The sequence below is a fragment of the Psychrobacter sp. WY6 genome, from assembly GCF_018448495.1.
Taxonomy (GTDB): domain Bacteria; phylum Pseudomonadota; class Gammaproteobacteria; order Pseudomonadales; family Moraxellaceae; genus Psychrobacter.
In genome coordinates this window covers 2,930,741-2,949,616 of sequence record NZ_CP049902.1, presented here as the reverse complement: position 1 = coordinate 2,949,616, position 18,876 = coordinate 2,930,741, and the positions used below count along the sequence as shown (strand labels likewise).

Sequence of the window (18,876 nt, the reverse complement as noted above, 5' to 3'; positions counted from 1 at the left end):
CTAAAGCAGATAAACAGTACGGTGTTTCTGTCTTTAGAGGACATCATTGCATATTGAGAACGAGAAGGCATAATAGGTCGCGCATCCACATATAATAGTATTCGTTAAGCCGATTATTATCTGGATAACCGGCTAATAAAAAACGACAAATCAATATGAAAAATAATGATTTGCCGAAAAAATAAAGACGTTTGAGCTAAAAGTTATTGAGCAATAAGCATCGGAGTTAAGAGCACTTGAATGAATAGTGCTTAAATGAAAAGCACTCCAACTAAAAAGTATTCAAACTAAAAAAAATTAGGTCAAAGAATCACTCAATAGCGCTGTTATTATGTAAATATGACCAAGTTTTAGAGTGTTTTTGATGATGGCAGCTATAGCAACCAATCAATAGGTAACCATGACATGATAGTCAGCCAGACATGATCGCTGATATCGACGCGTGGCTCTGAATCGTAAACCACTTTTTTATCGTCTTCTATAGTATGCCACTGTAGCTTACCATTATCTGATAGTTTGACTTCATAAGCTTGGTTTAGCAGGTCATCGCTCAGCGCACCATGCAATTGTTTTGCCAGCTCATCATCATTGATGATCACACCCATTTCTGTATTGATATTGGCAGAGCGAGGGTCGACATTATAGGAGCCAATGAATACTTGATAGTCATCAACGGCAAACGTTTTGCATGTAAACTGGTTGAGGATTGACTACGAGCTTTCCAAAGCTTGTTTTCGCGTTTTTCTTCAGAGGCAGTGGATTTTAGCTCGTAGATTTTGACACCGGCGCGCAGCAAGTTAGGTCGCCATTGACTATAGCCAGAATGCACAGCAGTCACGTCGGTCGCATCAAATGAATTGGTCAAAATCTTAATCTCGATACCAGCTTCAGCCAATTGCACTAAAGTATTGACACCATCTTTGGTGGGTACAAAGTAAGAGGAAATGATGGTTAGCTTTTTGGTTGGGCTGCCTAATAAGGTACGCAATTGATGCACCAAATTGGTATCCGCTGGTACCGTTTTGGTCAGCTTGCCCACATCATCACTCAAAAACTGCATGTCTGTCCAGCGAAAAGGCACGCGTTTATTGACCAAGTCACTGTCTATCGTTGACTCTTCCAGCGCTTCTTTATACACCGTCAAATGATTGTCGCTACCTTTTTCGTCCTGACCGAGCTTGTCCAGTGCCGCTAGGAAATCAGGCGCTGTATTGTTGTCAGGTTTCACTAGCGTTTCGATGTCAAATGACAAAGGCGACGACCAATAGCTTGAAAAACTGTTGTCAATATCTGCGACGACTTTACCGATGAGTAAAACATCCAAATCCGCAAATTGACTATTTTGGTCATTGCTTAAATATTCATTGCCAATATTACGTCCCCCAATGATGGTAATCTGCTTATCAAAAGTCATGCTTTATTGTGCATGCGGCGATTGATACGTGGCAGACCTGTGACGTAGTTTAATGTTTGAAACTTACGGTGCATCAGCGGATTGATGATTCGTACCGCAATGTTCGGATGACTGGAAAAACGTAATAAATGCTGATCGAAGGTGGCGTCATTATTAAAATCATCTAATAGTAAGCGTACAATGATGCCGCGTTCAGCCGCTTCCCACAGATCTTTCAATAGTAGCTGACCAGCTTGGTCATTATGCCAAATATAATACTGCGCATCGATATTACGTGTGGACATGTCCGTTAATATACTGCGAGAAGCAAAAGCATTGGCACCAGTTACAATGGGGTGGTAGCCGGATAAATCTGGGTGAATATCATTCTGCTCGCTAATCGATGCTACCAAATCAACGTCATTGGTTGCTACTGTGTCACTTTGTCCAGTTTCTTGATTGTCTTCGTGTTGATATAAGTCATGTACTCGTGCTGATAATGCTTGGCTCTCAGGTAAGTGCGGCTGTTTTGGCAAAACCTGACATCCACTAAGACCTAAGGTTAGTCCGAGTGTTAGACTCAACGATAAGTTGCTTGGTTCTATACTGAACATCGACATAAATGAATTACCTTAGTGAGCCTTACATAAAGAAGTATTTGTTAGAAAGTAAGCGTGAGGGCATGTCCTCATTTTTAGTCCATTAAAAAGACTATCAATTGAATGAAGGACATGCGCTAGTGCATCGTTTATTTTACCGATGATAGCACTGATTACGAAGCGTATAACAATATCGCCCAAGACAAAAATTAAATCGCCGCTAAGCTTATCAGCTGTCGTCATCTATGCCTATTATAAATACGTTATTTTTGTTAGATTCAGCGACTTCTTCAGTCATTATTACTTATCGTTTAGATATGCTCTCTCTTTCATCTGTTGTCTAGAAAAAGATATAGTCAATCCTATATAAACCAGATACGGTGTCAGGCTCGCTTAGCCTACTATTTGTAGTACTTTCGCTTGCCTTCCTTGTATCTAAATTATATTGAACCGCCTATAGGTGTGTATTCAAAAAAATATTTAGCCATCGCTTGAAACCAGCTGTGTGGAATAAGTTGACATGATATGATAACGCTGATGCATTCGGTCGATAATCAGAAGAATAAGCAGTCATTTTATATCAATCAAAATACCAATCAAAGCAACGGAATATTTATGAGTCAGTCGCAAGCCCATGATGAAAAATGTAGATAAATTAGATCCAAACTGGCGCAGTGACGCGCTCAACTTAGCTCTCGATTATGGTATGCAAACCATTGCTGTACGGGCAGGGCAACATCGTACCGATGAGGGTGAGCATTCAGAGGCTATCTTTACTACCAGCTCGTACGTGTATACCTCAGCGGCAGATGCCGCGGCACATTTTAATGGAGACAAGACGGGCAACGTGTACTCACGCCATACCAATCCAAGTGTACGTACCTTTGAGCGTCGTTTGGCAGCGCTTGAAAACGGTGAGCGCGCAGTGGCGACAGCCTCTGGCATGGGCGCGATTTTGACCATGTGCTTGGCATATCTGAAAGCGGGCGATCATTTGCTTGCTGCCAATCAATTATTTGGCTCATCGATTGGTCTATTTAATAATTATATGGCAAAGTTCGGTGTGGAAGTCAGCTACGTTGATTGCTTCGATAATGAGGCGTGGGCAAACGCCGTTCAACCAAATACTAAAGTGATCTATTGCGAAAGCCCAAGTAATCCATTGGCACAGATTTGTGATATTGGCTTTTTAAGCCAGCTGTGTAAAGCCAATGATATCTTATTGGTCGTTGATAATTGCTTTGCCACTCCAGCTTTGCAGCGTCCACTTGATTTGGGTGCCGATGTGGTGATTCATTCTGCCACTAAATATTTAGACGGTCAGGGGCGAGTACTTGGCGGCGCACTAGTTGGCAGTGATAAGCTCATGCAAGAGGCTTTTACTGTGGTACGTTCAGGCGGTATCAGTATGAGTCCATTTAACGCATGGGTATTTACCAAAGGGTTAGAGACGCTGAAACTGCGTATGCAAGCGCATTGTCAAAATGCTAATCAAGTGGCAGAGTTTTTGGTCAATCATCCCAATGTTAGTGCCGTACATTTCTCAGGTTTGAGTGATCATCCTGCTCATGAGCTTGCGACGCGTCAACATCATATGACAGGTGGCTATGGTGCTATCATGGGTTTTGAGGTAAAGGCTTCTGATAGTGATTTAATAGTCGTGATTCGAAATCTGCTGCTTGGCATGTCATTGATTCCACCCAAATGGTTTCTATCACTAATAATTTAGGTGATGCTAAAACCACCATTACCCATCCTGCAACCACCACTCATTTTCGCTTGAGTGCAAAAGAGCGCGCAGAAGCGGGCGTCAAAGATGGTCTTATTCGTTTGTCAGTAGGCTTAGAAGATGTAGAAGATATCATCAAAGATTTGGCGCGTGGTTTAGACAGTTTGTAAAGATAACGGTATAATCGCAGTTAGCACTTTATATGAGGGCGTGTCCTTATTTCAAAAATGGTGATAAAAATGAAATAAATTGCCGTCAAACGAGGAAAATAGCGCAGATAATATCGGGATATTAACCAGCTATTTAACGATGTTTGGCAAAATTTAGCCATTTTTGACCCGTTTAGATATGATCAATTGAATTGAGGACACGCCCTAGTAAAATATCAATCATTTATGATTAAAAAACAAAAGAGGCAACTATGAATATTCAAGCATTAATGCAACAAGCACAAACGATGCAAAAGAAAGTCGAAGCAAACGTTGAAAATGCTAAAAAAGAGCTTGCGAATAAAGAAGTACAAGCTGAAGCGGGCAGTGGTCTGGTAAAAGTCACCATGACGGGTCGCCATGTGGTTAAGCGTTTAACCATCGATCCAAGCTTGCTAGAAGATGAGCCAGATATGATCGAAGATCTTATCGCTGCTGCTATCAATGACGCCGTTCGTCAAGCAGATGCGCTATACGAAGAAACCATGGCTGGCGCGACCTCAGGCATGGGTCTACCACCAGGTATGCAAGGTATGTTCTAAGTCGTTATTTTTTAAGCCAAACACGACATATTAAAGACAAAATGGGGTTGTTATCGACATGATACGACCCCATTTTCATAGCTACGGTTTATAAATTAAGTTAAATAAAGGAAGATGCTTTGCTGACAGCCAAATTTGATCAGCTGGTCAAACAGCTGCGTATTTTGCCGGGTGTGGGTCAAAAAAGCGCCCAACGTATGGCGCTACATCTGCTGACCAAAAAACGTCCACAAGGTATGGCACTTGCCCAAGCGCTTGATGAGGCGATGCGCGATATCGTCGAATGCCAGCGCTGTCACAGCTTTAGTGATGATCACATCTGTCCGCTGTGCCAAGATCCGCGCCGTGATGATAACTTATTATGCGTAGTCGAAACGGCAGCAGACGTGATGGCGATAGAGCAGACCGCCGGTTACCGTGGTCGCTACTTTGTGTTAGGTGGTCACTTATCACCGATTGATGGGATTAGTGCTGACGATTTAAATATTGATCAGCTGGTTTGGCGGGTTAAACAAGAGCCTGTTGAAGAGTTGATTTTAGCGACTGGCACGACTGTCGAAGGGCAGACAACCGCGCACTTTATCAGCGAGGCAGTCAGTCGTCATGTCAATAAGGTCACACGTTTAGCGCAAGGTGTACCAATGGGCGGCGAGCTTGAATACTTGGATAGTATGACACTTGGTCAGGCCATACAAAATCGTTCATTTTTATAGCACACTGACATTTTTCATAGCACTTTTTTATAAAACCCAAGTCTTGTCCATTTGTTTCATGAATTGTTATAATTGCACTATTATTATTTTCATTTCTCATTTATTAAAACGCAGATTAGCGTTTTATTTTCTCCTATTTATGCAGGTATCTGCCCGTGTCCAACAATACTGCAACAGCGTCGACTGCTGCCACCCAATCAAACCTTGCAGACAACATTGCTGCTACTGATGATTTATTAGAACCATCAATCAATTCTAAAATAGAGTCAGCAGATCTACCGCCAGAGCCAGATGATGCACTGCTAGATAGTGCCGACGAAGCTGCTGTCACGTGGGTGCGTGAGCAAAATGGTTTGGCTGAAGTTATCGATGCATTGGCAACTTGTGGTCGGGTGGCGTTAGATACCGAATTTATCAAACGTGATACTTACTATCCGCGCTTGGCATTGGTGCAACTAAATACTGGCAATCATATTTATTTATTAGATGCCCCGCAGTTGCAACTGACCGAACTGTGGCAGGCATTAGCCAAAGTTGATGTAGCGATTTGGCATGCATGTGGTGAGGATTTAGGGATTTTTTATCTACTCTCTGGTTGTCCGCCATTGACCAATATATTTGATACGCAAATTGCGTTGTCTTACTTAACGGGTCAATTGCAAATGGGCTATCAGCAAGCGCTTGACGACCAGCTAGACATGCACATTGATAAAGAACAAAGCCAGTCGGACTGGCTGCAACGTCCATTATCAGACGAGCAAGAGCAGTATGCGATTGATGACGTACGCTTTTTGCCAGCACTTTATTTAAGTCTTGAATATGCGTTAAAAAAGCAAGGTTTGTACGATTATGTATGGGCAGATTGCCAGCTTTATGCCAGTGATTTGTATGATACTCAGCATGTTGAAGACAGCGCAATGTACCTAACAATGGCAGATTATCGTTATACTTCACAGCAGATGGCGATACTGCAAGCGGTTGCGACGTGGCGCGAGGAGCTGGCACGTTCGACCAATCAGCCGCGTACGTTTGTGATTAAAAAACAAGCAGTACGTGAGATCATCACTGAAAAACCAAGTAATATGCGAGAGCTTGCGCACAAAACCACGATGCACCGCAGTATGTTGCGCTTATACGGAGAAGAGCTGCTAAAAGTGATAAATCAAGCAAAAAACCTGCACCCTGCTGAATATCCTGATTGCCTATTACCGCCGTATCGCTCAAAAAATAAAGTACTGTCAAAGCAGTGCAGCAAGCGATCGATGATCACGCACGAGCTATCGGCGTACCTGACAATGTATTGATGCGTAAGAAGTGGCTCGGACAATTGTATGAAGTAATTGCTTTTGATAAAGATTTAAGCGGGTTGCCAGAGGGCTTAAAAGGTTGGCGGAATGACTGGGTCATGAACACCCTGATTCCCGTCATCAAAAAACATAAAATTGAGTTGCAGCAGGTATGGGGATCAATGTTCGATAAGCCACAAGATTCTATCATAGATAAAAGATGATGCTTTTCTCAAAACGTAAGTTTGTTATGTTCGAACTGTCCATGTTGTAAAAAGTATTTGGTTTGCGCGGCTACTGTTTTATCGACCAGCATCCCAGTATGCGAGACTGGTAAAACTATATGATCCGTGGCAGCCTCTATTTTGGTTTCTTCTATATATACTGTGCCATCGTGTAGTAGATGTTCTACTGATGGTATATTATTTGTCTTACGCAATTTGCGATTATGATATTGCAAAAACAACTGCCCTAGGCCATAAGGACGATTACCCGCAATCACCCCAAGGGTAATATGCTCCGTAAAGGTGCGACCGTTCCATCTAGCGCATCGATGTAGGAGCGCCCCACCACAGCTGGGGTCAAGCGCCAAATGTAATCAGCACATACACTGCCTACATGCGGTGTCCCAAGTGTCACGCAGCGTCCTATCTGCCATTGCGGATATGTAGTGACAAAATCACGAATAATCAAACCGCCCAAACTATGACCGACCAAATCTATCGGTTGGTCAGGGTGATGATGGTTTTCTAGCCAGCTATTTAGGCGGGCACTATTGGTTTTGATACCGTCACGCATACTACGATAACCGAATTGATGAGTATCAAATCCTGTTGCTTGCAAGCGTTTGGCCAGTGGTCGCATGATCCAAGCGGTTTGGTGCAGACCATGGATGAGAATGACGCAGTTTTTTTGTGGCATGGCATTTTCCAACAAAGTAAAAATAGTTTTGGTAACATATGAAAAAGAAGGCTAAAAACGTGAAGAACCAGTCTTTATAACTCATATAATCTATGTATATTAAATCTAGCTCAAGTTTGACGCATTTTACGGAGTTCTATTCCCAACCTTATATGGCAATATATAATAAGGATAATTGAGCAAACCACTGCCCAACCTAGAAAGCTTAGTAAGTACTTATCCCAATGTTTATAGATAACAAGTTGGTAGTTGTGATTCAGCTTCTGTTTTCTGCAATTTCTTGATTTTCTAAGTAATCTATAAAAGCGCCACTATCATCATATCCAAAGCAGTTTTGTTTCCACCATTCATTAGAATGCTGAGTTTTCCAAATTACTTCTCCATAACTACCATATAATTGAGCTTTGCACAGCTTTTTTTGGAAGTTGTTACTAACTGCGCTAGGACTTCTGTTAAAAACGAATACTCCTAATATATTAGCAGTAGTAATAGGTTGGTCATCAAATAATACAGTCTTCTGATCAAGTAGGTTTACTTTAACAATTTGGCAGATTGCTATTTCATCAGGTCGTTTTTTTTCACAGCTGATGTTTAACTTATAGTCATTAAAATAGATACTGATAACTGTGGCTAGAGCAGCAAAAAACATGATGCCTGCTATGAGTATGACACCTTCAAGCTGAATGGGCTCGTGATTAGACACTGTCGTATTTTTATTTGCACGAGTCATTTTAGCTATTCCACATAAGATTAAATGAGAAGATCATTATAAAGCGTTTGCTTATGACACAATTATGATTTTAACTAACTATAGTCGATTAAATTTAAAAAGAATTAAGTGCTGCTGAGATAAGTTTTACGTAGCATCTACAGTGACGAAGTCGCACAGCAAGCAAGGAAAATATGTATTAGTAGCAGGCTATTCTGATCATATTTTGTTTTATTTAGAGTTAACCATGCTAAGAGCATAACAAGTCAGATAAAGTACATACAAAATAAAAACCTCCAAATCAGCTGTTGACTTGGAGGTTTATTTTTATAACTGTTCATACTTATTTGAAAACTACATGTAGTTTTCGATACTTGGGCAAGAACACATGAGGTTCTTATCACCATAAGCGTCATCGACACGTGCTACGCTTGGCCAGAACTTATGGGCGCGGATAAGGCAGTGGGAATGCTGCTGTGTCACGGCTGTATGGGTGCGTCCATTCGCTGTTGGTGACCATCGCAGCGGTATGCGGTGCGTTGACCAGTGGGTTGTCTTCTAACGTCCAACCCTCTTCGCCAGCTTTGGCTTTCATTGCTTCGGCTTTGATAGATTTTAGGGCACTGATGAAACGATCTAATTCTTCTTTAGATTCAGACTCAGTTGGTTCAATCATCAAGGTACCCGCAACTGGGAAACTCATCGTTGGTGAGTGGAAACCGTAATCCATCAAGCGCTTAGCAATATCGCTTTCACTGATGCCCGTTCTTTCAACGGACGAATATCGATGATACATTCGTGAGCAACGCGACCATTTTTGCCCGTATAAAGGACAGGGTAGTGGTCTTTTAATTGAGCAGCGACATAATTAGCATTTAATAGCGCAAGCTCAGTGGCTTTTAGCAGACCATCACGACCCATCATGGCAATGTACATCCATGAAATTGGTAAAATACTTGCTGAACCATAAGGGGCTGCCGATCCGAGCAGTCTTTTTGCGCATTATGCACAGGGCTCAATGTATGATTGGCCATAAAGGGTGCTAAATGCGACTTCATGCCGATAGGGCCCATGCCTGGACCGCCGCCGCCATGCGGGATGCAGAAGGTTTATGCAAGTTCATGTGTAGTACATCAGCGCCAACGTCAGCCGGTTGCATCATGCCAACCTGTGCATTCATATTGGCACCATCCATAAAACTTGACCGCCATGATTATGGATAAGATCACAGATCTTACGGATGCCTTCTTCAAACACGCCATGCGTCGATGGATAAGTAATCATCAATGCACCTAGATTGGCGCTGTTTTCTTCACACTTAGCAGTTAGATCATCGATGTCAACGTTACCATTGTCATCAGTTTTAACCACGATTACTTTCATACCCATCATCATAGCTGTCGCAGGGTTGGTACCGTGCGCTGACTGAGGGATTAAACAAACATCACGGTCAGTTTCACCCAATGATTCGTGATAACGGCGAATCGCTAGCAGACCAGCATATTCACCTGAAGCGCCAGAGTTTGGCTGCATAGACACATCATCAAAACCAGTAATGGCTTTCAGCTGGTCTTGCAAGCTATCAATCATGGCAACGTAGCCTGTGACTTGGTCACGTGGTGCAAAAGGATGCACATTAGCAAATTCGGGCCAAGTAATCGGTAGCATCTCACTGGTGGCATTCAGTTTCATGGTACAGCTACCCAATGAAATCATGCTGCGGTTCATTGCTAAATCTTTGTCTTCAAGTGATTTTAAATAACGCAGCATTTCGTGTTCAGTATGATGCGAGTTAAATACTGGATGCGATAAAATAGCATCGGTACGCAAGTGTGCACTATCAAGAGAAACGCGAGCGTCTTCTGGTAGGTCATGTGCTTTACTGACAAACAGTTGAGTTAATACATTAAAGTCATGCTGATCGCTGGTTTCACTAAACGCGACGCTTAATTTGGTTTCACCAAGACGCCATAAGTTATAGCCTACATTGTCAGCATTTTCGAAAATTTGAGTGGCCAGTTTTTCTGAGCCACAATCAACGACGACGCTGTCAAAGAACTGATCATGTACCACGTTTAAATTGCTGTCATTAGTTTTTAATGACATCAGCAAAGGCAGTGGCAAACGCGTGAATACGAGTTGCAATACGCTTCACGCCACCTGGACCATGATAAACGGCATACATACCGGCTAGGTTGGCGAGCAATACTTGTGAGGTACAGATGTTTGAGTTGGCTTTTTCGCGGCGGATATGCTGCTCACGAGTTTGTAGTGCCATACGTAGGGCAGTATTGCCTTGTGAATCTTTAGAGACGCCGATGATACGACCAGGCGCTGAGCGCTTGGCTTTGTCAGAGAAGGCAAAGTAAGCAGCATGTGGACCACCAAAGCCCATTGGGATACCAAAACGCTGCGTGCTACCTAAAGCGACGTCTGCGCCCATATCTGCTGGTGATTTTAATAATACCAAGCTCATGATGTCACTGACGACACTCACATAAGTTTTTTTTTCACAGCAGTAATGACGTCGGTTAAGTCTTTTACGTCGCCTTCAACACCGACATATTGGAATAGCGCACCAAAATAATCGCCTGATTTAGCCAGTTCGAAATCACCAACCACCACTTCCCAACCAAAGTACTTGGCACGGGTATTAATAACATCTAAGGTTTGTGGATAGATACGGTCATCAACAAAAACTGCGTTGATTTGCTTTTGCTCACACGCTTTGACATTGCCATGGCTTCTGCGGCTGCGGTTGCTTCATCAAGCAATGACGCGCCAGCGAGCTCAAGACCAGTCAAATCAATACATACTTGCTGGAAGTTTAGCAAGGCTTCTAGACGACCTTGGGCAATCTCTGCCTGATAAGGCGTGTAAGCTGTGTACCAGCCTGGATTTTCAAGGACGTTACGCTGAATGACCGCAGGCATACGTACTGGCGAGTAGCCTTGTCCGATATAGCTCTTATTAACAGTGATGTCATCTGCCATGGTACGCAATTTGGCAAGCGCGGCATGTTCACTCATCGCCACTGGCAAGTCTAGCTCTTTATGCAAGCGCACTGGCTCAGGCACGGTATCGTTGATGAAGCTCGCCATGTCTTGATAACCAACGGCACTGAGCAGGTCAGCTTGCTTGGTCTCATTAGAGCCTAGATGACGATAGACAAATTCAGCTTCGTTGAATAAACCTTTAAAGGTATCAAACGTTGGGTTTTGCGAGATAGTCATGACAATCCTTGGTTAAGGGAGTAATAAAGGGATGGCTAAAATAACTAGTAATAATAACTAATGACGGTTTAAGATTTTATACGTAATGAACAAATTGCTTTTGGTCAAAGCGGAACTGGCTGTTGTAAACGCCATTATCAGCGCGCTCACCAGCACCAATCATCATAATGATATGTTGATCGTCGCTTAAATTTAATAAGCGCTTCATGGCAGGCTCATCAAAACCACCCATCGGACAGCTATCAAAGCCATGCGCGCGTAGTGCAAGCATTAGGTTTTCAGCCGCAAGGGCGGTATTGTTGGTTGCCCAGTTTTTGGTGTCTTCAAAAGTATAGTAAGGTGATTTAATCGGACCTTTTACCCGTCTGACCACTTGAGTCGCACCCCATTTAGCCGCTGATACCACATTGACAGGTCCTCGTAAGAAGTCCATGGCAACGACTTTGGTGTAGTAGTCTTTGACCTTTTTGGGTACTGGCTTATCAGGGTATTCGCGCATATTTGCTTGGCATGGTCATGCCACACATCGGTGCGCGCAACGACTGCGATTAAACGCGCGGCGGTTTTCGCTGCATTTTGATTCATGCAGTTTTTCACCGCGCGTTTGCGCTTGTCCGCATCATCAATCACATAAAATTCCCACGGCTGTAGATTGCTAGAGTTTGGCGCAAGCATGGCCAAACGCAAACAGTCTGCTAACACATCATCAGGTATCTTTGTGTCGGTAAAGCGGCGGACTGAACGACGTGATTCAACCACCTCACGAAACGCTTGCAGCTGCGGTGTATTATCAGGCGTGGCAAATTTTTCTTGAGAACTTGCTTGAGCGTTTGCTTGATTATCAGTGTCAGGGGTCATATGAGAATCCATGCTGGAGATTAAGTGATCAACTTGGGGCAGTATTGAGTACGTCTCTTTAATAGCGCCTGACAAGTAGTTGATATGAATAAATCAGATAGCGATTGGACGCAATAAATTGAGCGATAAACATTCTAAGAAAAAGCGTACAGATATCAGCTGGCGCCAATATCTGTCATAACAAGTTGTGTTTTTTAAGGTTATAAGTAGCGGCATTTAAATAAAATACCGCTTTTAGGCGAGAGAGTGAAGCTGCTATTACAGCTCGTTTTCGTACTCATCAGCGGTTAGCAATGCTTCGTAGTCAGCGATGTTGTCAGGCTTCATTCTAAAGAACCAACCTTCGCCATATGGGTCAGAGTTGATGATTTCTGGATCGTCTTCTAGGGCTTCGTTGATCGCAACGACTTCACCTGAGATAGGCGCATAAACGTCGGAAGCCGCTTTTACTGATTCAACTACAGAGATTTCGTCATCAACAGCGATGATGTCGCCCACGTCTGGCAATTCAACGAATACCACGTCACCCAATAGGTCTTGAGCATGGTCAGTGATACCAACAGTGATAGTACCGTCGTCTTCTAAGCGTAACCACTCGTGGCTGGCGATGTATTTTAGTTCTGCTGGGATATTGCTCATGGTCTCTCTCCTAAGTAATAGAGGATGGTTAACAAAAATAGTGGACGTTAATAATAGGGTTTATAATGCCTACGAGTCAAACTGCTGTTTGCCATTACGGACAAACGGTAGCTTAAGAACACGCACATCAACGAACTTGCCTTTGCCGCGCAGATCGACCTGAACGCTATCATCATCTGATACGCTGGCAGGCACACGGGCAATCGCAATTGAATTTTTTAGACTAGGGGAGAATGTACCACTGGTGATAATGCCAGTTTGTTCATTGTCCGTGCCTTGATTGATGGTGACTGTCATGCCTTCACGCAATACGCCGCGCGTCGTCAATAGTAAGCCGACTTGTTTCATGGCGGTGTTATCATCTTTTGCTTGTTGGCGTTTACTGACTAAAGCGTCACGACCGACAAAATCACGATCGTCTTTTAACGCGAGTGTCCAGCCCATGTTGCACTCGTAAGGACTGACGTTGTCGTCCATGTCATGACCATAAAGGTTCATGCCAGCTTCCATACGCAAGGTATCACGCGCGCCAAGACCGGCAGGTTTAATGCCATTGGCTTTCAATTGCTCAAAAAACGCTGGTGCATCATCACCATGCATAATGACTTCGACGCCATCTTCACCAGTATAGCCAGTCCGAGCGACGAACCAATCTGTGCCTTCGATGTCTGTTAAATCAGCACCAACGAAAGGCTTAAGACCAGCTAAAGTATCTGCCCAGCTAGGTTTGGTTTGCGCGAGTTTTTCAACAGCGTTTGGTCCTTGCACGGCAATCATCGCAAGCTCTGGACGCTCGGTGATGCTGATGTCAAAACCTTCGGCGACTTTGTCAAATTGCGCCATGTCTTTATCACGAGTAGCAGCGTTTGAGACGATACGATATTCAGTAGCGTCTTCGTTCATTAGGTAAACGATCAAGTCATCGATGACGCCACCTTGCTCGTTGAGCATGCCAGAATATAGCGCTTTACCGACGGTTTTGAGTTTATCGACATCATTGGCCAGTAGCTTTTGTAGCCATGCTTTGGTATCGCTACCTTTAACATCAGCGACGACCATATGTGAGACATCAAACATACCAGCATCAGTACGCACCGCTTCGTGCTCTTCGATTTGCGAACCATAATGGATTGGTAATTCCCAACCAGAAAAATCCACCAGCTTGCCGTCACTATCAACGTGAGACTGATAAAGAGGTGTGCGTTTAGGGGCTGAAGTGTTGGCGCTTTGAGCAGTGTTATCTTGAGTAGTGGTCATAACAAATCCTTATGTGGAAATCAGCTGCATTCGATAACCAGTCGTAAAAACAAGTATCAAAGTATGAGGGCTGATGTGCCTTATCATAGTAGCGAGAAGCAATATTGCAAGGTGCAAACATTGCAACCAAGGGTAGCACAGAAAAATAGCGCAATCCGCCAAACAGACGCTGAACGTCGGTTTAAGCAAAAGCCCTATCTGTCCTGTAACCTGAGATTTTCAACACGAACCATCATTTCACGTTTTTAAAAGCACCAGCTTTAAAAAACCAAATTAAATGATGTCGCATTTTCTCCCCTTCGGTGGGTAAGGCGTCGTCCGTCCTTACCGCTCTCCAGATTTGTTATGCCTTATGTTTGGGTGTGCTACGCAATTGATGGTAGACAGCGAAACAGTCGTGACATGTGTTTTTCAGTCCTTTTACCTGAGCGATTGGCAGGGTGGATGCGCCTTCGGTGGTCAAGTAGCAATTATCAGCGCCAGCTCATTAATATGAGCGCACCTGATATTGTGCTCAAGACTCTCTCCTGAAAAACGCTTTTATTATGAAAGGTTCACCGCGCTTTTACAAGTCATCTAGGCGATTAAAGTGAATAATTTTGGCAAAAATGATTTTTTGTGAGAATAATCAATACCGTATCGATAAGTAAAGCGTTTTACGTTTGGTAGGTAGTAGTCAATTTAGCATGAATGCCCATCGTAAAACGTAAAGCGACTACTGATATTCACCCAAAATATGCTAATCTATGGCGATAGTTTCTGATAGGTCATTATTATGCATTGTGATATTTATAAATTCCCCAAACATAACGATATGTATGTCTATATTGCCCGTCCTGATTATCCTGACGATACCGACGAGATTAAAGATTGGCTTGGCGTATTACCAAAAGATTTCCGTGCCAGTTTAGGGCGCAGTAAATTTGTGATGCACTTGGACTTAGCCAATACACCGACACTTGCGCGCGTTGATAAAGCAGAGGTACTGGCAAAATTACAGTCGCAAGGGTATTTTGTACAAATGCCACCGCAATGTGATGCGCCGCCAAGCGGAATTACGTGCGCGCGAAGCACAAGACAATATTTATGATTAATGGGTGTTTTTGAAGTGAGTTTTTAATCAGCCTCTTTTGGCTATGTTGCATGACAGCCAGCAAGAAAAAGTTTACGACACATTTGCGCTCATGCATTTTGGTAGAAAGTCGTGATAAACTAGCAGGCTATATGAGTGACAAGACAAAAATACGTGGCGAGGCAAAAGGTCGTGTTTCAAGTGCTTATGTCTTAAATGCTTTTGACGATAATGTATTCGATATTATGGTTCGTTGAAACAGCACACTGTCTATCGTTAAGCGCGTAAACGCGCTGCACAATTTATAAACGCAGGTAACTACACACGCATGGACTGGTTAAAAGGTATTATAAACAGCTTACCGCTGGAAGCCATTAGTGATATTCTCGGCGAAATTGCTATTTGGTGGGGACAGCTGGTAAAAGACGTGCCACCCCAGACTTACCGATGTATGCGTATCTGGGGTGTCGTTATTGTGTTGGTATTGTGGTTGCTGGTCGCTCGTATGCTGCCGCGGCCGTTGGGCGGTATGAGTTGGATGATATTGTTTGCTGTGTTATTGGCACCAGGTACTGCCCTTGGCGATCCAAGTGTGATTGCCCCTGCTAGTATCGCCGTGGTTTATGCGATTATGATGAAAGACACGGCTGGCGCGATTACCATATGCTGCCGATACTTTGTGGTGTTAGTGGTCGGCTTGTTTGTGGGCTTTGTCTGGCAGCTTATTCGCGGTGCTTTTGAGTCAAGTCTAGACAAAGCGCGGAGTCGTACTGCAGAAGATACACAAGCGACCATGCAGCTGACGACTGGCAATTATTTGACAGAAGGCACGACTTTAACCGATCAAGCCACTGTTGCTGAACCGTCTAATAAAACGCCTTTAGCGGCTAATCCTAAAGCAGACGTTAGCTTAAAAAAAGACAGCAGTTTAGCTAAAAAGCCTAATATGGAAAAGCTCGATAAGTAGTAAATTAACATTAATAAAGTGCCATCAGAAAAATGACGTCAGTAAAGTGATATTAAAGTTTTGCTAGCGATGATTGGAGCTTTGCTTTTATAGTAGCTATAAAAAGACGCTATCAATAAAAATACTGTGAATGAAAAGCACCATAAAAAAAGACACCATGCGTGTCTTTTTTATGAAAAAATGTTTTATGACTTTGTCGACCAACCGTCAATAGGCGTTCAAGGTATCTATTATTTTTCAACAACTGCGAACGCATGAGTATTTTGGCAATCAATCATGCTGTGCTAATCTAAATGATTATTTATTTGCTATCAATTGCCTTTAAGCCTTTTCTGGCTCTTGATAGCCCTAATCTATAACAATAACTGAGACTTGATTATGAGCACGACTGATAAAACGAAAAAAAGCTTTACTGGTACGCAAAATTATATTGCCACTGACGATTTGCAGTTGGCGGTCAACGCCGCGATGACGTTACAAAAACCACTATTGATTAAAGGCGAGCCGGGCACCGGTAAGACATTATTGGCGGAGGAGGTCGCTGAAAGCTTAGGGATGCCGCTGATTACGTGGCACATCAAGTCAACCACTAAAGCGGAGCAAGGGTTGTATGAGTACGATGCCGTATCGCGCTTGCGTGACTCGCAACTGGGTGATGATAAGGTGTATGAGATTGGCAACTATATCAAGCCCGGTAAGTTATGGGAGGCATTTACCAGTAACGAGCGCAGTGTGTTGCTGATTGATGAAATTGATAAAGCCGATATCGAGTTCCCAAATGACTTGCTACATGAGCTTGATAAAATGTCTTTTTATGTCTATGAGACAGGCGAGACCATCACTGCTGCACAGCGTCCTGTGGTTATTATCACCTCAAACAATGAAAAAGAGTTGCCCGATGCTTTCTTGCGTCGTTGCTTCTTCCATTATATTGACTTCCCAGAAGAAGAAACTATGCGTCAAATCATTGACGTGCATTTCCCTAATATCCAAGAAAAGCTGGTCAATGATGCGCTGGATATCTTTTATAAGCTGCGTAATGTCCAAGGGCTTAAAAAGCCGCCATCAACCTCAGAATTGGTCGATTGGTTAACGTTACTACTGGCTGATGATATGGCGCAAGCAGAGCTAGAAGAAAACTTACGTGGTGAGAAGTCTATTCCACCGTTATATGGCGCGCTGCTTAAAAATGAAGCCGATGTGAGCTTGTTGCAACGCTTTGCTAATATAATGCGCCGTTAAGCAACAGACTATTTTCAAAATGACGACACGCCCTAATAAAATGGCTTCACTCGTCACCATATCAGCCAATAAGCGATGCGACTCTTATGTTTATCAAATTGTTCTATACCTTACGTACTTATGGTGTGCCAGTCAGTACGCGTGAGCTGCTTGACCTAAATGCCGCATTAGATCAAGGGCTGATGATGCAGCCGCATCCTGAAAATCCAGAGCTGTCTACCTTTGCCAGTCGTGAGGATATGTACCGGCTGATTCGGCTTTGTATGGTCAAAGACGAGCGCCATTTTGATAAATTCGATCGAGCAATGGCAGATTATTTTGAAGGCGTCGACAGTCTAGATATGGATGAGCTATTGGCTAAATTGACGGACATTCCTAAAGAATGGCTCGATTTAAAGCTTGATCCAAAAAACCTAACCGAAGAGCAGCGCCGACTGCTGAAAAAATACGGCTCGTTAGAGGAGCTGATGAAAGCGCTTGAAGAGCGTCTCAAAGAGCAAAAAGAGCGTCATCAAGGCGGTAGTAAGTGGGTTGGTACAGGCGGTACATCGCCATTTGGGGCTTATGGTGACCATCCAGAAGGCGTGCGCGTTGGCGGTGAATCGCGTAAACGTAGCGCCGCTAAAGTCTGGGAGCAGCGTAAATACCGCAACCTTGATGATGACAGTCAGCTTGGTACCCGTCAAATTCAAATGGCACTACGAAACTTGCGCCAGTTTGCCCGTACTGGTAGCGCCGATGACTAGACATTCATGAGACTATTAAACGCACGGCAAAAAAAGGCGTGCTCGATATCCATATGCAAGCTGAGCGTCGTAATCGCGTCAAAGTATTGATGCTGTTCGATGTGGGCGGCAGTATGGATGTCCATGTTGAAGCCTTAGAAAAGCTATTTTCAGCGGCTAGAAATGAATTTAAAACCTTAGAGTTTTTTTATTTTCATAACTGTTTGTATGACTATGTCTGGAAGGACAATAACCGTCGCCATAGTGCGCCGATGCCTACCTTTGAGCTGCTCAATAAATACGGTCGCGAATATCGCGTTATCTTCGTCGGTGATGCGTCAATGTCGCCATATGAGCTGATGACAGTTGGTGGCAGCGTTGAATATATGAACAATGAGGCGGGTACTGTTTGGCTTAAGCGGGTGCTCGCGCATTTCGATAAAGTCGCTTGGCTCAACCCTGAAGATCCAACATACTGGCAATATACCCAAACCATCGTTGAAATTAAGAAACTATTCGACAATAAAATGTATCCGATGACCTTACATGGGGTAGAAGAGACCAATTATCTAGCGCGTTAGTTTTGACGTTTGGATAAAGATACGCCCTAATTTATAAAACCTGTTAATCCACATATTTTTTGATAATAGCAGCCGTTATGACAGCATAGCGGCTGCTTTTTAGTCAAAAATAATCAGTTTTGCAGTCATACGGCATTGGTATAAGTAGCAAAATATGATAACATTCATTTTAAATGAATCTTATAGAAGCGTTTTGACTGG

At 43.3% G+C, this 18,876-nt stretch carries 10 protein-coding genes, 8 pseudogenes and 2 riboswitches; of the genes and pseudogenes, 9 read left to right on the top strand and 9 right to left on the bottom strand.

Going from position 1 to position 18,876, the window contains the following annotated elements:
• Positions 1 to 374: 374 nt before the first annotated feature.
• Positions 375 to 2,013: pseudogene (locus G7Y90_RS14725) on the bottom strand (phospholipase D family protein).
• Between the two features lie 594 nt (positions 2,014 to 2,607).
• Here G7Y90_RS14725 and G7Y90_RS14720 point away from each other — a divergent pair.
• The 5 genes and pseudogenes from G7Y90_RS14720 (at position 2,608) to G7Y90_RS14700 (ending at position 6,695) form a co-directional block, all read left to right on the top strand.
• Positions 2,608 to 3,891: pseudogene (locus G7Y90_RS14720) on the top strand (O-succinylhomoserine sulfhydrylase).
• A gap of 251 nt (positions 3,892 to 4,142) precedes the next feature.
• Positions 4,143 to 4,472, top strand: a complete 330-nt coding sequence (locus tag G7Y90_RS14715; protein WP_045445429.1) for a YbaB/EbfC family nucleoid-associated protein — start codon at positions 4,143 to 4,145, stop codon at positions 4,470 to 4,472.
• A gap of 119 nt (positions 4,473 to 4,591) precedes the next feature.
• Positions 4,592 to 5,185 carry a recombination mediator RecR gene (gene recR / locus G7Y90_RS14710; protein WP_201554232.1) on the top strand — a complete coding sequence of 198 codons (594 nt, stop codon included), beginning with the start codon at positions 4,592 to 4,594 and terminating at the stop codon, positions 5,183 to 5,185.
• 155 nt (positions 5,186 to 5,340) lie between these two features.
• A complete protein-coding gene (locus G7Y90_RS14705) occupies positions 5,341 to 6,489 on the top strand; it encodes a ribonuclease D (RefSeq protein ID WP_250162759.1) in 1,149 nt (382 codons plus the stop codon).
• Entirely contained in the window at positions 6,489 to 6,695 is a 207-nt protein-coding gene (locus G7Y90_RS14700; RefSeq protein ID WP_250162758.1) for a hypothetical protein, read from the top strand. The genes G7Y90_RS14705 and G7Y90_RS14700 overlap by 1 nt, the downstream gene beginning before the upstream one ends.
• Positions 6,696 to 6,703: 8 nt before the next feature.
• On the opposite strand, the pseudogene G7Y90_RS14695 reads toward G7Y90_RS14700, so the two are convergent.
• The 8 genes and pseudogenes from G7Y90_RS14695 to gcvT all read right to left on the bottom strand — a co-directional run bounded on the left by G7Y90_RS14695 (position 6,704) and on the right by gcvT (position 14,088).
• Positions 6,704 to 7,392, bottom strand: a pseudogene (locus G7Y90_RS14695) (esterase/lipase family protein).
• A gap of 256 nt (positions 7,393 to 7,648) precedes the next feature.
• Positions 7,649 to 8,122 carry a hypothetical protein gene (locus G7Y90_RS14690; protein ID WP_250162757.1) on the bottom strand — a complete coding sequence of 158 codons (474 nt, stop codon included), beginning with the start codon at positions 8,120 to 8,122 and terminating at the stop codon, positions 7,649 to 7,651.
• 421 nt (positions 8,123 to 8,543) lie between these two features.
• Positions 8,544 to 9,022 (bottom strand): annotated as a pseudogene (locus tag G7Y90_RS18640) (hypothetical protein).
• Positions 9,023 to 9,277: 255 nt separating this feature from the next.
• Complete coding sequence (locus tag G7Y90_RS14675; protein ID WP_250162754.1) at positions 9,278 to 10,207, bottom strand: aminomethyl-transferring glycine dehydrogenase; 930 nt, start codon at positions 10,205 to 10,207, stop codon at positions 9,278 to 9,280.
• Positions 10,191 to 11,334: pseudogene (locus G7Y90_RS14670) on the bottom strand (PLP-dependent aminotransferase family protein). The gene G7Y90_RS14675 and the pseudogene G7Y90_RS14670 overlap by 17 nt, the downstream one beginning before the upstream one ends.
• A gap of 76 nt (positions 11,335 to 11,410) precedes the next feature.
• A pseudogene (locus tag G7Y90_RS14665) lies at positions 11,411 to 12,192 on the bottom strand (nitroreductase family protein).
• Between the two features lie 258 nt (positions 12,193 to 12,450).
• The gene (gene gcvH, locus G7Y90_RS14660) at positions 12,451 to 12,831 is read right to left on the bottom strand and encodes a glycine cleavage system protein GcvH (RefSeq protein ID WP_011280078.1); all 381 of its coding nucleotides are present in this window, start codon (positions 12,829 to 12,831) and stop codon (positions 12,451 to 12,453) included.
• A 69-nt stretch (positions 12,832 to 12,900) separates the two neighbouring features.
• On the bottom strand, positions 12,901 to 14,088 hold the full coding sequence (gcvT, locus tag G7Y90_RS14655; RefSeq protein WP_250162753.1) for a glycine cleavage system aminomethyltransferase GcvT: 1,188 nt from the start codon (positions 14,086 to 14,088) through the stop codon (positions 12,901 to 12,903).
• A gap of 188 nt (positions 14,089 to 14,276) precedes the next feature.
• Positions 14,277 to 14,436: riboswitch (glycine riboswitch) on the bottom strand.
• 54 nt (positions 14,437 to 14,490) lie between these two features.
• A riboswitch (glycine riboswitch) is annotated at positions 14,491 to 14,628 on the bottom strand.
• Positions 14,629 to 14,863: 235 nt separating this feature from the next.
• Here gcvT and G7Y90_RS14650 point away from each other — a divergent pair.
• From G7Y90_RS14650 to G7Y90_RS14635, 4 genes and pseudogenes are all read left to right on the top strand, one after another.
• Positions 14,864 to 15,182 (top strand): annotated as a pseudogene (locus G7Y90_RS14650) (YcgL domain-containing protein).
• A 306-nt stretch (positions 15,183 to 15,488) separates the two neighbouring features.
• Positions 15,489 to 16,127: a hypothetical protein gene (locus tag G7Y90_RS14645; RefSeq protein WP_250162752.1), complete on the top strand. Its 639-nt coding sequence runs from the start codon at positions 15,489 to 15,491 to the stop codon at positions 16,125 to 16,127.
• 378 nt (positions 16,128 to 16,505) lie between these two features.
• Complete coding sequence (locus G7Y90_RS14640; protein ID WP_045445446.1) at positions 16,506 to 17,369, top strand: AAA family ATPase; 864 nt, start codon at positions 16,506 to 16,508, stop codon at positions 17,367 to 17,369.
• An 86-nt stretch (positions 17,370 to 17,455) separates the two neighbouring features.
• Positions 17,456 to 18,675, top strand: a pseudogene (locus G7Y90_RS14635) (vWA domain-containing protein).
• Positions 18,676 to 18,876: the final 201 nt, after the last annotated feature.